Source organism: Paenibacillus sp. 2TAB26 (genome assembly GCF_052115145.1).
Lineage (GTDB): Bacteria > Bacillota > Bacilli > Paenibacillales > Paenibacillaceae > Pristimantibacillus.
In genome coordinates, this window is the sequence record NZ_JBFRGC010000015.1 from 98626 (window position 1) to 114179 (window position 15554).

At 45.4% G+C, this 15554-nt stretch carries 14 protein-coding genes; 8 read left to right on the forward strand and 6 right to left on the reverse strand.

What is annotated here, in order from left to right; genetic code table 11:
* The first annotated feature begins 21 nt into the window (after positions 1 to 21).
* From AB4Z50_RS18425 to AB4Z50_RS18435, 3 genes are all read left to right on the forward strand, one after another.
* Positions 22 to 1308 (forward strand): DNA polymerase IV, encoded by a 1287-nt coding sequence (locus AB4Z50_RS18425; RefSeq protein ID WP_441881032.1) that lies wholly within the window; start codon positions 22 to 24, stop codon positions 1306 to 1308.
* A 56-nt stretch (positions 1309 to 1364) separates the two neighbouring features.
* Positions 1365 to 1601, forward strand: a complete 237-nt coding sequence (locus tag AB4Z50_RS18430) for a ferredoxin (protein WP_053376893.1) — start codon at positions 1365 to 1367, stop codon at positions 1599 to 1601.
* A 159-nt stretch (positions 1602 to 1760) separates the two neighbouring features.
* Positions 1761 to 3155 (forward strand): L,D-transpeptidase, encoded by a 1395-nt coding sequence (locus tag AB4Z50_RS18435; protein WP_441881033.1) that lies wholly within the window; start codon positions 1761 to 1763, stop codon positions 3153 to 3155.
* 5 nt (positions 3156 to 3160) lie between these two features.
* On the opposite strand, the gene AB4Z50_RS18440 is transcribed toward AB4Z50_RS18435, so the two are convergent.
* On the reverse strand, positions 3161 to 3301 hold the full coding sequence (locus AB4Z50_RS18440) for a hypothetical protein (protein WP_179089760.1): 141 nt from the start codon (positions 3299 to 3301) through the stop codon (positions 3161 to 3163).
* Between the two features lie 174 nt (positions 3302 to 3475).
* Between AB4Z50_RS18440 and AB4Z50_RS18445 the strand changes: the two genes are divergently transcribed.
* From AB4Z50_RS18445 to AB4Z50_RS18455, 3 genes are all read left to right on the forward strand, one after another.
* The gene (locus tag AB4Z50_RS18445) at positions 3476 to 4573 is read left to right on the forward strand and encodes a quinone-dependent dihydroorotate dehydrogenase (protein ID WP_441881034.1); all 1098 of its coding nucleotides are present in this window, start codon (positions 3476 to 3478) and stop codon (positions 4571 to 4573) included.
* Between the two features lie 17 nt (positions 4574 to 4590).
* Positions 4591 to 5394: a GTP pyrophosphokinase gene (locus tag AB4Z50_RS18450; RefSeq protein ID WP_076266843.1), complete on the forward strand. Its 804-nt coding sequence runs from the start codon at positions 4591 to 4593 to the stop codon at positions 5392 to 5394.
* A gap of 281 nt (positions 5395 to 5675) precedes the next feature.
* Positions 5676 to 9242, forward strand: a complete 3567-nt coding sequence (locus tag AB4Z50_RS18455; protein ID WP_441881035.1) for a LamG-like jellyroll fold domain-containing protein — start codon at positions 5676 to 5678, stop codon at positions 9240 to 9242.
* Positions 9243 to 9363: 121 nt separating this feature from the next.
* Here AB4Z50_RS18455 and AB4Z50_RS18460 read toward each other — a convergent pair whose 3' ends face one another.
* From AB4Z50_RS18460 to AB4Z50_RS18480, 5 genes are all read right to left on the reverse strand, one after another.
* Positions 9364 to 9900, reverse strand: coding sequence for a PCYCGC motif-containing (lipo)protein (locus tag AB4Z50_RS18460; protein WP_339203518.1), 537 nt, complete (start codon positions 9898 to 9900; stop codon positions 9364 to 9366).
* Positions 9897 to 10412 (reverse strand): thioredoxin family protein, encoded by a 516-nt coding sequence (locus AB4Z50_RS18465; protein WP_441881036.1) that lies wholly within the window; start codon positions 10410 to 10412, stop codon positions 9897 to 9899. The genes AB4Z50_RS18460 and AB4Z50_RS18465 overlap by 4 nt, the downstream gene beginning before the upstream one ends.
* Positions 10413 to 10587: 175 nt before the next feature.
* Entirely contained in the window at positions 10588 to 11538 is a 951-nt protein-coding gene (locus AB4Z50_RS18470; RefSeq protein ID WP_441881037.1) for a DUF4179 domain-containing protein, read from the reverse strand.
* Positions 11531 to 12118, reverse strand: a complete 588-nt coding sequence (locus AB4Z50_RS18475) for a sigma-70 family RNA polymerase sigma factor (RefSeq protein WP_441881038.1) — start codon at positions 12116 to 12118, stop codon at positions 11531 to 11533. The genes AB4Z50_RS18470 and AB4Z50_RS18475 overlap by 8 nt, the downstream gene beginning before the upstream one ends.
* Positions 12042 to 12776, reverse strand: coding sequence for a Gmad2 immunoglobulin-like domain-containing protein (locus AB4Z50_RS18480; RefSeq protein WP_441881039.1), 735 nt, complete (start codon positions 12774 to 12776; stop codon positions 12042 to 12044). The genes AB4Z50_RS18475 and AB4Z50_RS18480 overlap by 77 nt, the downstream gene beginning before the upstream one ends.
* A 308-nt stretch (positions 12777 to 13084) precedes the next feature.
* Here AB4Z50_RS18480 and AB4Z50_RS18485 point away from each other — a divergent pair, with 308 nt between their 5' ends.
* Both AB4Z50_RS18485 and AB4Z50_RS18490 read left to right on the forward strand, forming a co-directional pair.
* On the forward strand, positions 13085 to 14740 hold the full coding sequence (locus AB4Z50_RS18485) for an RsmB/NOP family class I SAM-dependent RNA methyltransferase (RefSeq protein WP_441881040.1): 1656 nt from the start codon (positions 13085 to 13087) through the stop codon (positions 14738 to 14740).
* A gap of 1 nt (position 14741) precedes the next feature.
* On the forward strand, positions 14742 to 15494 hold the full coding sequence (locus AB4Z50_RS18490) for a 16S rRNA pseudouridine(516) synthase (protein ID WP_441881041.1): 753 nt from the start codon (positions 14742 to 14744) through the stop codon (positions 15492 to 15494).
* Positions 15495 to 15554: the final 60 nt, after the last annotated feature.

A 15554-nucleotide genomic window follows, 5' to 3' on the forward strand; every position in this document is an offset into this window, starting at 1 on the left:
TAGGCGGTGTGTTGCGCGATTATGACGAATACGAATGAGTTCTATCCGGCTAAGGGCCGAGTTATCATTCATTTAGATATGAATGCTTTTTATTGTTCCGTACATGAGGCTGAGGAGCCGGAGAAATATAAGGACAAACCAACTGCGGTGTCCGGCAGCGTTGAGCAGCGAAAGGGCATCCTCGTCACTTGTTCTTATGCAGCACGGAGCAGAGGGATAAAGACGGGAATGACAGTCAGACAGGCACTAACACTTTGTCCTGAGCTTATATTAATCAAACCGGACTTTTCATTATACCGCAAATATTCACATGGCTTTATGGCAATCGCTAGACAATATACGCCGCTCGTTGAGTCTGTTTCGATTGACGAATGTTATATGGACATTACCGGTTCGAAAATGTTCGGCTCGCCGCTTGATATTGCGGCTTCGCTGCAGCAGCGGATCAAGTCTGAGTGGTCTCTTCCTTGTTCAATTGGTTTAGCTCCAAATAAGCTGCTTGCAAAGATGGCATCCGACATGAAAAAACCAAACGGGCTGACTGTGCTGCGGATTCGTGATGTGCAAAAGGTGCTTTGGGATAAGCCGTGCGATCATTTGTTTGGCATCGGCAAAAAAACGGCTGATAAGCTTAGCAAGCTGAATATTCGGACGATTGGCCAGTTGGCGGCATCGGAAGAAACGATGCTGAATAAGCATTTTGGCGTAGTTGGCTCTTGGATGAAATCAGCTGCCCATGGACTAGATTATTCTGAAGTTAACCCAAATCGGGAACGGAACAAATCGATCGGTCATACGACCACGCTTCCAAGCGATATTACATCGCGGGACGACGTTTTCCGGGTGCTGCTTAATTTGGCGGATCAGACAGGTCGCAGGCTGCGAAGGCAGAAGATGGTCGCAACCACGGTTCAAATCACAATTCGCAAGCCGGATATGACGACGATTGCCCGCTCCCACACCCTTGCAGCACCTACGGAATCGAGTGAAGATTTCTATAGGGAGGCTTGCAAGCTATATGACCGGCATTGGAAGGAAGGTGAACCGATTCGGCTGCTTGGCATAACGCTCCAGAACCTCACTTTGCTTGCGGAAACTGCCTTGCAGCTTGATTTGTTCAGCTACGAGAAACAGCCGAGAAAAGAAGCGTTGACTAAAGCGATGGATCAGCTCCGCGACAAGTATGGAGAAGATGCTGTTTTGACGGCAGGAATGCTTGGTGATGATCCTTCAACCTTAATTAGGAATAAACGAATTCGCGGTACATCCTTGCAAAAGGACGATAGTTTGTTATATATTGATGAATGAAGCTTGACTGTACAGAGACGAGATTATTCCGTTTATTTATTTGGGAGGGGATTTCCATGGGTAAGTTTACTTGGGTTGAAAAAGATACGTGCATCGCTTGTGGAGCTTGCGGAGCGACTGCTCCTGACATTTATGATTATGATGACGAAGGTCTTGCAGAAGTTATTTATAAAGCTGACGGTAATACAGGCAACACTGAAATTCCTGAAGATTTGTTCGATGATTTGCAGGATGCAGCTGACGGCTGTCCGACAGATTCAATCAAAATTGCAGACGTTCCTTTTAATTACTAATTTTTGAGTGATGATAAAAAAGTTCCTCCTCGCTGGCCTATGCAGCGGTGAGGAGCTTTTTTTGTATATGCAGCAAAAACAGAAATGGACTCGGGATTACAATCAAACTCCCTGCCTGCCGATATAGAGGATATATACCACATGTCGGGAGGATGGGGGATGGACTCTCCGGAAGATATTTTTTATTTGAAGCAATTTGTAAAGCAGCACCCTGATAACCAAATGGGTTGGTATCTGTTAGGCAAGCAATACAAGCTCGCTGGCAAGGAGGGCAAAGCGAATTATTGCTTCCTGCAAGCTGGTGAAGTATACGATGCCTTCGAGCATGAAAGTCATCCGTTATCGGAAAATCAATTGCAGCTGCTTAAAGATTGGGATTTGCAGCAAAAGAAAAAAAGACGAGCTCGTAAATTAGGAGCATTAGCTCTATTGTTCCTGCTCGTTGCATTGTTTGCTCCAGCTAGCACTTCCGTATTCAAGGAAAGGCCAGAGCAGCCTGAACCGATAGCTGTAGTTGAAGTGAATCCAATTGGCGTTGTGTTTATACCGCGTAAAGAACGAAATCCAGTCGGCAGCGCATGGAACAGCCTCATCGCAGCCGGCAAACAAGCACCTCTTCATACCATTGCAGCTCGCCTTGAGGAAGATGAGGGCTGGCGGAAATGGACAGGGAACACTAGACTGCTCATGTCTATAGAAAAGGAAAACGGAAGCAGTAAGCTGGATGTAACGATGTATGACCGCCTTACCTGCGAGTGTGAGCCTTCTGAGGCGAGCTCGGCAGCAGCACAATATAAGGAATGGAGCGTGCAGCAAGAGACGCACTGGACGCTTGCAAGCGGCATCTATCAATATGAGAAAAAATATAAAAAGTGGCCGGAGAAGCTGGATGATCTCATTCAATCTTATCCGAACAATGTTCTTTCCGGGGAACGCAGCGGTATGCGCTCTATGTTTCCGGCTGTATTGCGAAAGCTGAAAGCCGCGCAGGCACAAAAAAACCGTTCAATCCAAGAGCAAGAACAAGCAGCAGGAAATCAGCAGCAAGAGGAAAGCGAAAAAAGAACGAGTCCGATAGTAGGCACAAATGGAATTTTGGATAAACAGTGGAGCCAGCCGCTAGAGGTCGTGGTAGATAAAGCGAGTTATCGACTTGCTGTTATTCAAGGGGATATCATTGTGCGCAGCTATAAGGTGGGCCTCGGAGGCGATGCAACACCTGAGGGAAGCTTCTACATAAGTGAAAAGGTTAGAAATCCGAATGGGCGTGACGATGGAAACTTCGGAAGCCGAGGAATGACATTATCGAATACGCTGTACGCGATTCATGGAACGGATGAACCCGGCAGTATTGGCAAAGACGAATCACTTGGCTGTATCCGCATGGGCAAAGCTGATGTGGAGGAGTTGTTTGATATGGTGCCGCTAGGAACGGTTGTCAAAATAAAAAATGGGACGCTTCCGTCTAAGGTGCAGCAGCCAGCAGAACGCTTTCAGCTGGAGCCGCTCCAAAACGAAACCAATCCCTTGAAAATCTATAAATGGTTGACGTAGACCGCTTACGAAGTGAAAATAAGAAGCAGCGCGACAGCTACAACAACTACGCCGACGATTGAACCAATCCATACAAGCGCTTTTTTGTTTACTTCATCCTTCGGTTTCGCTTTTATTGTAGCCGGTCTTCTTTTTGGTGAACTCATCGTCAATCAACCTCTCTATTTCATAGTAATAAATAATATGATCTCATTGTAATCGTTTTCTAGACAAGCCGCAATACAATGGAAGCTTGCACCTTGCGTGCAGGCTCTTTTCTTTTTGCTGCAAAAAAGATAAACTGTCAGATAGAGCATACATCTAAGATCGGAGTGAGTAAGTTGATTTATTCTTCAATTTTAAAACCTATTTTTTTTCGAATGGATCCTGAGAGGGCCCATCATCTTGTGATTGACGGCTTAGCAGCCGGCGGTGTAGTTCCAGGACTGAATGGTCTGATGAATGCGATGTATGGCGTAGCAAAGTCGCCTGAGCTTGCTACAGAACTATTCGGACTGCAATTCCCGCACCCTGTTGGACTTGCTGCTGGACTTGATAAGAACGGCAAAGCCGCGGACGGTTTCTCAAGCATAGGTTTTGGTTTTGCTGAGGTAGGTACGGTAACGCCAAAAGGACAAGCCGGCAATGAGCAGCCGCGATTGTTCCGCCTTCCATCAGACGAAGCGCTTATTAATCGGATGGGCTTTAACAATGATGGCACAGCGGCAATGGCAGAGAAGCTGTCACGCCGCAAAATAAATAGAATCCCGATAGCGGTTAACATTGGCAAAAACAAGATAACGCCAAATGAACTTGCTCATGAGGACTATCAGACCTGCATACGCGAATTGTATACATACGGCGACTTTTTTGTCGTCAATATCAGCTCTCCGAACACCCCGGATTTGCGTGATTTGCAGCATGGTGAAGAACTGAGAAATTTGCTTACCGCTGTAAAAAAGGAAATAAACACGCAAGCGGCGAAAACAGGAGCAAAAGCAAAACCTGTTCTCGTCAAAATTGCGCCTGACATGACAGATGAACAGCTGGAGCTTACCGTTGCGACTATTATGGAAAGCGGAGTTTCAGGTATAATTGCAACAAACACAACATTATCGCGCCAAGGCCTTCAGCATTCGAATGCTGGCGAAGCGGGCGGGCTCAGCGGCAAGCCGCTGCGAGATCGTTCAACGGAGGTTATTCGGGCGGTATATCGCCAAACCGGGGGCAAGCTGCCCATTATTGGTTCGGGCGGCATTTTTACAGCACAAGACGCATACGATAAAATCCGCGCGGGAGCATCACTTGTAGAAATCTACACGGCGCTTATTTACAAAGGGCCTGGAGTGCTGCGAGAGCTAACGAGTGGATTGAAGGAATGTTTACGCAAAGATGGCTACCGCAATATTGCCGAAGCAGTTGGTGCAGATCACGTTTAAGAACAGGAGGCGTCCGGATGGACGGTAGAGACTGGAATCTTTTTTTACAGCCTTATGAACAAGCGGTTGAAGAACTTAAAGTGAAATTTAAAACGATGCGGGTCGAACTGAAGATACGAGAAGCTTACGCGCCGATAGAATTCGTCACCGGCCGGGTAAAGCGAATTTCTAGTATTCTGGAAAAGGCCAAGCGTCTCAAAGTCCCCTCGGATCAATTGGATACGGGTATAGAGGACATTGCAGGTATTCGCATTATGTGCCAGTTTGTGGATGATATTCACCGCGTAGCTGGCTTGATTCGCACGCGTAAAGATCTTTCCCTTGTTTATGAGAAGGATTATATTACGAATTTCAAAGACAGCGGCTACCGAAGCTACCATATGATTGTAGAATATCCGGTTCAAACAGCACTAGGATACAAAATCGTGTTGGCTGAAATTCAAATACGGACGTTAGCGATGAATTTTTGGGCGACAATCGAGCATTCATTAAACTACAAGTTTAAAGAAAGCTTGCCTGAGGATGTGCGTGAGCGATTGAAGAAAGCGGCTGAAGCCGCATCGCAGCTGGATACAGAAATGACCAGCATACGCAAAGAGATTTTGGATGCGCAGACCGAGTTCGAGGAGCAGTCCAATGTGGTCTCGAAGGTGCTTAAAGGCATTCAAGATTTGTATTTTTATAATCGGGTTCGTGAAGCTGCTCAATTTCAAATGAAATTTAACGAGAAATTTGAAAAAGAGGACTATCATGAGCTTAATCAGCTTTCGCTTGATATTCAAACAGCCATTGGGAAAGCTAAGAAAGCAAACCAAAGCTAGCATAAAAGCAGGCGTAAAACCAATGTGAATTGGATTTAGGATAGTTAGGCAAAATGAACATTGAAGACGACTTTCACTCCATTATAGAGTGAGAAGTCGTCTTTTTTTGTTGTCCAAGGGAGGTGGCGCCATTCCATCATTTACAATAAACAAACGTTAAAATGACTTCTGTTTAACAATACAACCAATCAAAACATATATAATGCACATGAAACAAGAAATTTAAAGGAGTGATTGATTTGTTTTTTAAGTGGAGGAGAAGTTTAGCGGTTTTCATAGTTATGGCTGTTTTATGTTCCAATGCACAAGGGTTCATTCGATCAGCAAGCGCTGCTGATGGTGCGGTACTAGCACCTGAAGCATCTGTCGCTGGAGGACGTTACGAGGCTGCGATAGCGGTTGTATTAAGCTCTAAAACAAGTGATGCTAGCATTTACTACACACTTGACGGAACGCTGCCTAACGAGAAAAGCAAAAAAGCTGACAATAATCCGATCACGATTGCCAAAACCACAAACCTTAGCGCGATTGCGATAAAGGATGGCGTGGCGAGCAAGGCGGTAACGTTTGGCTACATGATTAAAACAAGTGAGAAGCCGCTGCTGCAATTTGTAGCGATGTCAGATGTTCATGTAGGCTCACGCACGACAGGCGATCCAAGATATGAAAGCTATTTCAATACAATCGCTTCAATCTTCCCAAATCCTGATGCCATCTTAGTTGTGGGTGATATGATCAACGATAACGGGGGAGACAAACCGAACGATCATCAAATGGTAAGGGAAATTTTCAAAGCGAATCTAGCTAGAAAAAATATGACCAATACAAAGATGCATGTTGCAATGGGAAATCATGACGCGACAGTTGCAAAAGTGAATGAGCATTATCCAGCGGATTGGTTCACATCACAGGCTAACGGCTATTATGAAACTCAAATCGGCGGCTATTATTTTTTCTTCTTGAACGGAAATAACTACAACTCGGATACAAGCCAGCGTAATTGGCTTAAGGGCAGATTGGCAGAAATTACGGCTGATCCATTAAACAAAAATAAACCGATCTTTGTAGGCATTCATCAGCCGATCACAGGAACGGTAATGGATGGACAGCAGGCGTCCAATCCGAACCTTAACAGTGATCTGGCGGGTTACCCGCAGGTTATTACGTTGTCGGGGCACTCTCATCTGACCAACAGCGATGAACGCTCTATTTTCCAGAAGGATTATACGGCTCTGAATCTTGGCTCGATGTCGTACATTGAAGCAGAGCATGGCTACTCTGCTGTAACGAATGCAGGACTGGTCAACCGCTTTGAATTTCCGGTATCTCAGGCTAATTTTATTGAAGTGTATGCGGATCGGATTGAAGTAGATAGAATTGCTTTTAATGCAGATCCGGCAGATATTATGGATGATTGGACACCGGTTCCCCCATTCAACAGCGTCGGTACAATTGCTGGCGAGAAATGGGTTATTGAACTGAAAGGCAACACGATTCAAGAGATCAAAAACAATTTCAAGTATACGAGTGCAAATCGCAATAAAGTAGCACCGCAATTTCCTGCTGAGACGGATCTGAAAGTGGAGGATTTGGATGGCACTCCTAAGCTGAGCTTCAACCAAGCGAAGGATGACCAAAACATGCATCATTACGAGCTGACGCTAACGAACAAAAGGACGGGTACGACCGCAAAATCGGTTAATGTGTTCTCCGACTATTTCTTTACGCCGATCCCGAATGCGATGACGATTCCTCTGGACGGACTTGATCCGCAAACGACCTATAATGCGGTCATTTATGCCGTTGACAGCTACGGGAACAAGTCTAGCGCGATCCAGCATACATTCCGTACGGGAGGCACGCTGCCTGAGCTTACGCCGATTGATCCTGAAACGATGTGGAAGGACCTAGTCGTTGATATGAAGTTTGACGACAACTTAAACGATGATGCAAGCGGCGTGACGGGTTCGGCTGTATCACGCGGAAGCGTTGCGTACGTGCAGGGCAAATCGAATAAAGCAGCTTACATTCCGGCAGGCAATGCGAATTATATTGATCTGGGCAGCCGCAGCGATCTGAAGTTTGGCAGTGGCAGCTTTACGGTATCGTTCTGGCATACAGGCAATTTATCTGGTGATCAGACGGTCATTTCGAATAAAAACTGGAACAGCGGCAAAAACGTCGGTTGGTATATCGGACCTGCTGTAGCCAATGCAATGACGTTAAACATTGCAGACGGCACGAACCGAATGGATACTTCGGCGGGTAGTGTAGGAAGTGAATGGCATTTGCTTACGGTCACCGTCGACCGAGCAAACCAAGTTGGCAAAGTGTATGTCGATGGTGTGGAGAAGGCCTCTAAAGAAATGACTGCACTTGGCACGAGCAGTATAGATACAGCTTTTAATACGATTATTGGTGCGGATGGCAACAAAGGGAACGGCGGTGCCAATGTTACGATGGACGATTTGAAAATTTGGAAACGGACGCTCACTGCAACGGAGATCAAGGCTTTATCCGATTCCTACAAAATCATTCCTGCTTATACGTATGAGCAGCTTAACAAGTTGAAGGTTGATGCTTCGGCCTTTGATGCTGCCAGTGAAAGTGTTGTAGGCGTCACCTATTCCGCTGCCAAGATGATGGAGCTTCGGTCTGCTTTAAGCAGTGCATCGGCGCTTACTCCAGAAAGCCCAGTTAACGAAATCGATGAAGCTTATGTGAATCTTATGCTCGCTTTGGAAGCGGCAAAGGAATCTGTGACTTATCAGTTCCTATCGAAATCGGCATTTGCAATCGAATCATTCAGCTCTTATGCGGATAATGAAGATGCATTTGCATCAAATATTCTCGATGGTGATTCGGCGACTATTTGGCACTCCAAATGGGAGGCTTCCGCGGCAGATTTCCCTCACTGGGTTATTATTGATTCAAAGAATAGCCACAGCTTGAGTGGCATTCAAAGAACAAGCAGAATGAATCAAACTGCGCTGGAATTTCCGAAAGAATTTGAGGTATACGCTTCTGATCGCTTGTCAGATCTAAGTGACGCGGCGTTCCTTGCGAATGAAGCCAATAAAGCCACAGGCACCTTCGGCAAATCGTGGACAGGCAGTACGTATAAAGACTTTACACCGCTTAACAAAACGATTTCCGGCAGATATATCAAATTTGTTGTAAAGAGCTCTTATAATGCAGCAGGCACTTTTACGAGCATGAGCGAAATTGATTTTACAGGTACCGTGAAGGACAAGCAGACGGAAAAAGCCAGTTTAAAAGGTGAAACAAAAGTAACAGTGGGTGGTTCCATTGCGCTTACTTACGGTCTAGAAAACGTAGTGGGTCCCGTTATGGCAGAGGACATTACGATTGAATATGATCCTTCCAAGTTAACCTTTGTTTCAGCAGTATCCATGGATGAAACTAAATTTTTGATCCCAGAAACGAAGGATAAGGATGGACAAGTAAGATTGATCGCAGTCCATTTGAATGAGGCACAGACGAATGCGAATGGGGATTGGATGAAGCTCACATTCCAAGCTAAGGCAGGAGCTTTGGCTGGCCCAACTCAAATTACAGTGAAAAAAGCAGTATTATCCGACAGTGTGGAAGAAGTAACGATAGCCGGCGATTCGCATGCACTTGAGGTTATTAATATCCCTGGCGATTATAACAATGATGAGAAGGTAAGCATCGTTGACTTAGCAATCCTCGTAAAATCATATGGTGCGAAGGAAGGCGACAGCAACTGGAATGCAGTTAAATCTGGGGATTTGAACAACGACAAGGTCATTGATATTCTCGATCTCGTATTAATGGCCAAATTAATCGTTGATTGGAGCAAATAAGAAAGAATAAGTAAATAAAGCCTTAGTTGCATTACATGTTTGAAAAAAAGAAGCTGTCCAGCAAGGTCGGAGTAGACCTAGTTGGACAGCTTCTTCAACTTATACAGCAGATGAGCGTTAACTAATCTGTTGATTTTTTTGGTTTGTACAGTTTATCGATGGCTGCACGTATTTCTTCCTTGGTCTTGCCTTGCTTGCTTAAGGCGATTACTTCTTCCATCTCTTTCTTACAAATGCCGCAGCTGGTACTGTGATTGGTCCATGTGACAGCGCCCTCGTCCGCAGGATGTTCGGCAACGTAGCAGCGCAAAAGCGAGTCATGCGGGGTTTCAACTGCTAACCCATCTGAGCAACCGCAATAACAAGTGATCCCGCTCATAATGTCGGCGTGAGCATGGACTCCTTTATATAGCTCACTCGTATGCGGCGTATAGTCCGCTAAAAAACCAGGCAGCTCATCATAGGATGCTGTTGTTTGCCATGTTTCTGAACCGTGTTGATGCTCAGCGCCTGCCTTGTCGTCGTTCGCTAAGCCGCATGCGGTGAGCAAAGTAATAAAAGCGAATGCGAGCAGCAAAGCATACATGATGCTGCGAATGCGTGAATTTTTTTGCTCCTCCGTAATCTGCTCAGCCGTTTGGCGCTGACGCTTCATCATTTGGTTTCAGCCCCCGAATATTTATTGAAAAACGCTCTAAAATCATCTAGTTTGTAGCCGGTAGTTCCTTCTTCAGCAAGTCCGCCCTCTAGCTTGTCAATTTGAACGCCATCTTTGAAATAAGCAAGTGTAGGCGTAAACTCGACATTATATTTGTTGAAATAGCTAGGGAATTCTCTTAAGTTGAATTGCGGAAGTTCAATTCCAAGCTCATCAACAAGCGGCATAAGCTGTGGCGTCGTTCTTTGACAATGAGGACAATCAGAAGCGAATAGGTAAACGAAGAAATCTTCCTTATCGGCCACTTTCTTGTCTAATTCAGCAGGCAAAATGATATTCTGATAGTTAGGATCATTAAGCAGCTTGCGTGTTTCTGGGTTCAGCTCGGAGAGGGGCTTGTCATATACGGCGTTTACCTTGCCACTGTTGTTTAAAACGGTAATAAGACCGAATAAAATAACAACGATACCGATATAGACGTAAATCATTTTCAATTTCTTTTTCTTCTTCATGTAAGCAACTACCTCCGAAACAGGTTTAAGTGGACAAGCTATGAAAGAACAGCATGTCCTTACTTAAATATATTATATAACAAATCCGTATTGGTATGTAAGAGCTTGAACATCAATGTCATACAACATTCGGATTTAGAGAATCAAAGGAAATATACGGATAAAATGTTGGATATTACTGGTTGTCTGATCTGGCGTTAATTGCTTGGGGATATTGCATGGCTTCTCGTTGTTCAATGTATAACGAATGATCAGAGATGCCATAGGTTTTAACTATTTCCTGCATTTTTCCCATAGCTGCTTCTTCACTGCTATAATATCCAGCTTCGACAAAGTAGCCCCCTTGTTGATCTTTGAGCGTTCGTACTCCTTCAAGGCCTCTTAACATTTCTTCGTAGATGCCTTGCGTTTCTCCGAATGCGGAAGAAGCGGTACGAAGCGAATAAATGGTGGGAGGATTGGTTTCTGCAGAGTCCCRCTTTATCGTAAGAACAACTTGTGCCGGTTCTTTATATTCCTTGACCTCGTAACTTACATTGCTCTTAAATGTTATGTTAAAGCGAACAAGCGAGTCGTCGGGCGAAATTAATGGATATGCTTCCGCGATTAAACTGCTTTTCTTTAGCTCCGCTAAGTCCTTCTCGGCTGAGAATCGTCTAACACCGCCAATTGAAAAAGTCATCGTATTAGGATATTGGCTATAGTTTACGGTAAAAGAATTCGTCATTTGCTGATCTTTATTGTTTTGCTGAAAATGAATGACAATATGCTCAAGATCGCCTTTTTTCTCGAGTGAAATGACATTAATAGCAGTGGAGTCCGTAATTGTACCGCCACCTGCGCTTCCTTTGTTAAACTGCAAAGTACGCACGAGTTGCTCAAGTCCAGGTATTTTTTCTAAGCTGCTAGCGAAAGCGGGCATCGTATTAATGCTGATTGTAAAAAGAATAAAAAGGGCTGCTGCACCAACAACTACACGTTTCACCCAGCGGATTGAGTTTGCTTGTTTCGTGCGCTTGCGCTCGATTTTGCCTCTTTGAATAGCTGCATCGGCAACGGCAGCAAGCTGATCGGGAATATCGATTTCATTATATGTTTTTTTAAATAAATCCAATCGGTTACTCATCGTCTTCCCCCTCGTTTAGATGAATATTCAGCTTTGCTAAAGCCCGGTAGACGCTCGATTTCACCGAGCTTAACGGCATATCGACAATTTCAGCAACATCTTTTAAGGGCAAATCTTCAAAATACCTAAGGATGATCACCGTTTTGGACTTCTCGTCAAGACTGTTGAGTGCCTGATGCAGATCGATTTGTTCTTCGGTTCGTTCAGGAGCGTAACCAGCCTCATAATCACTGTCGATATAGACTGTTTTTTTCGCTTTTCGAATATATTCAAGCGCATAATTGACGGCGATCTTTGTTAGCCACGTATGAAAGTATTGCGGCTCACGCACTTTTTTGACAGAAATAAAGGCGCGATATATGGTTTCTTGTACAATTTCGAGAGCATCGTCCTTGTTCCGAACATAAGTATAGGCGATTCGGTAGAGCCGATCCTGCCGACTCGCGATCAACTTGGAGAAGCTTTCGTCATCGCCGGCTATCGCTTTTTTTACAAGTTCAATTTCATTTGAAATGGCGGTCGGCCTCCTTATGAGTAATAGTCGTGCTCTGGTTATGCTCTCCCACACGGTTCCAATCATACTGAACCTTGCCCCAGTCAGGTGCGCCGATAGAAGCTGTTCCAAAACCTGAGGCAAGCACTTTTTCGCCATGTTTTAGGGTATAATGATAGGTGCCCTCTGAAAGTCTCGCCTCGCCCTTTAAGGAATAATCGACGGATACAGGAGTGATCATCAGGTTGCGAAATGATTCGTTATCGACTTTTTTGCTGTTTGCGTACATCGTTAGCGGCATGTTGATTTTGCGAACTTGTTCGCCGCTCTCTTGATCAATTTCATATAGCTCGATATGGAGCGGGATGTCGAGTGACAACTTATTTACCGGAACGATAATGGTCTGATTCACTTTGCCCCATTCCGGTCCGCCTACAGAAGCAGTTCCAAAACCAGTCATGATGATTTTATCGCCTTGCTTGATTGTGAAATGGTAGGTGCCTTCGAATAGGCTTGCTTCGCCATTAATTTCAAATACTAAACTTTGCTTCGCGGCTTCAATGTTGTGGAACGAGTCGTTGCTAATGCTTGCATTGGGCTGTTTCACATGCTGCTGCGTTATTTGGTTTACGTTTTCCTTGGCTTGAACGATGCTACGGTCGCTGACCGAATTCGTCAGCAACCCGATAAGGGTTACTCCGGCAATGACTGAAGTTACGACTGTACCTATTACTATTTTTTTCATATGAATAATCTCCTGATGGCTTTTTCGCCGTGTATTATTGTTAAACGATAGTTGCTGTTTGCTTCATGAAGGCTACATAGGTTAGATGGGCGAGATGGTCATAAAGACGCAAGGAAGTATATTCCATTAATCGGCTATGGAATGCGACCAACTTTTGTATAACGAATAGCGTTTCGGAGCTTGTCTAACTTTTCAACAATTTTAATGGCGCTTCATTATTACGTGCGTTGTATAATGAATCCTTAAGCTTTGTGTACGAATGCCTCGGCGAATGCTGAGAGGCTATTTATTTGGCAGGAGGAAATAGCATGAACGGCAATTTGCCGCGTAATTTCACAGAAAAAATGGAAAAGCTGCTTGGTGATGAGTTTGATAGCTTTATGTCTTCGTATGATGCACCGAGAGTATACGGTCTTCGAATCAATCGATTAAAGCTAGGTGTCGAGCAATGGAAAAAGCTATCTGACATGGGCGAGGAGGTGCGTGAAATACCTTGGGCACCGGATGGTTTGTATTACAAAGAGGGTGAACGGCCAGGCAAACATCCGCACTATCATGCGGGGCTCTATTATATTCAAGAACCGAGTGCGATGGCTCCGGTAGAACTGCTGGACGTTCAGCCTGGTCAACGCGTACTTGATCTATGCGCGGCTCCAGGAGGTAAATCGACGCAAATTGCAGGGAAGCTGCAAGGAAGCGGAGTGCTCGTCACGAATGATAACGCCAGAGAAAGAACAAAGGCTTTGGCCAAAAATATAGAGCTTGCCGGCGTACGCAATGCTGTCGTGCTTAACGATGAGCCCGCAGCAATTGCCGCTGTTTTTCCACAATGGTTCGATCGTATTCTCATTGATGCACCATGCTCCGGCGAGGGCATGTTTCGCAAGGATGATTCAATGATCGCAGAATGGGAGAAACACTCGATTGAAAAATGCTCCTTAATGCAGCGCGATATTATGCAGCATGCCGCAGCGATGCTGGCACCTGGGGGGAGAATGGTCTATTCGACATGCACGTTCTCGCCGGAGGAGAACGAGCAGCAAATGGCTCAGTTTTTAGCCGAGCATGAAGATTTTTTTGTTGAAGCTATTTCTCCTCAGCATGGCTGGAGGGCAGGCAGAGCGGATTTAGCAGTAGGCATGGCACAGCTTGATGAAGAGCGTCTGCAATCCATTCAGGGAACGGTAAGGCTATGGCCGCATTTAATTGAGGGAGAAGGTCATTATGCGGCTGTCCTTAGACGCAGCGGGGAGCGGACAAGCATTATTGAAGAAGAGCCGGCGGTTGCTGCTTCTGTAAAGCGCCAGAGCGTCCAGTCTGCTGGCGGAAGCTTAAAACGCGAAGTCGTGCCAAGCAGCGGGAAAAGACAAGAAAAGAAACAAGATCATAGGGATGAGCGCCGCGCAGCTAAACGGCAAACGAGAAATGATTGGGCCAACGCTGGATTGGAGCGCCCTGCAAACAAGAAAGGGGCAGGGAGTGGTCGTGATGGAGCCGCGATGAACCTCACTGAAGAAGCAAGTCCAATTGAGCTGTGGCATCAGTATGCAGAACAATTTGCGATAAATGCACGAAGCTGGCCAGGGCGTGTAGTAGCCTTTGGTTCTCGCGTATATATTCAGCCTGCCGAACTGCCATCGCTCGATGGCTTGCGCGTGGTTAGAGCCGGCTGGTATGTAGGTGAAGCTATTCGAGGTCGATTTGAACCGTCACACCCGCTAGCCATGGGGTTAAAGCGAGATGAAGCCGTGCGCTCCGTTAATTGGAGCTCGTCTGATGAGCAGACGATTCGATATCTCAAAGGGGAAACCTTGTTTGTTGATGAATCGGAATTAACGGTGCATGCTGGCGCCGCCTCAAAAGGATATATATTAGTTTGCACAGACGGTTTCCCGATAGGTTGGGGGAAATATGCCGCTGGAATGATCAAAAATGAACTGCCTGCAGGATGGAGATGGATGTAGTATGAGTAAACGTATTCGAATTGACAAGCTGATCGCCCATATGGGACTGGGTACGCGCAGCGAAATTAAACGAGCTGTGAAGCTCGGCATGGTTGTTGTCGATGATAAAGTAGTGAAAGACAGCGGACTAATCGTTGACCCTGATACAGCAAAGGTTTATTTTGACGGCGCACCTGTCGTGTATCGTGATGTCGTTTATTTCATGTTGAATAAGCCGCAGGGCGTTATTTCTGCAACAGAAGATAGTCGTGAACGCACGGTAATCGATTTACTTGAGCTCTCCGATCGGCAGCGAGATCCATTTCCAGTCGGACGACTGGATAAAGACACGGTTGGCTTGCTGCTGCTGACGAACGATGGGCAGCTTGCTCATGAACTGTTGTCTCCGCGCAAGCATGTTGCGAAGACCTATGAAGCATTGGTTCATGGCGATGTTGGCGAAGAAGACCAGCAGCTTTTTTTGGCTGGCGTTGCATTAGACGACGGGTATGTTACCATGCCGGCTGAGCTACACATCAAGAGTCGTGAACAACGGGATGATGAAATATTTTCGAGTATCTCCCTTACCATTATGGAAGGTAAGTTCCACCAAGTGAAAAGAATGTTTGAAGCTGTCGGCAAAAAGGTCGTATACTTGAAAAGAGTATCGATGGGTCCGCTTAAGCTTGATGAAACTCTTGAAGAGGGCTCCTATCGCGAGCTGACGGAAGAAGAACTAGAGCTTCTGCGCTCACATAAACGGAAGACGGATTAGACATTGTATCTAGTGTTTGCTGTAATTAAGAGATAGAGAGAGCACTTACAGAGTTTGGAA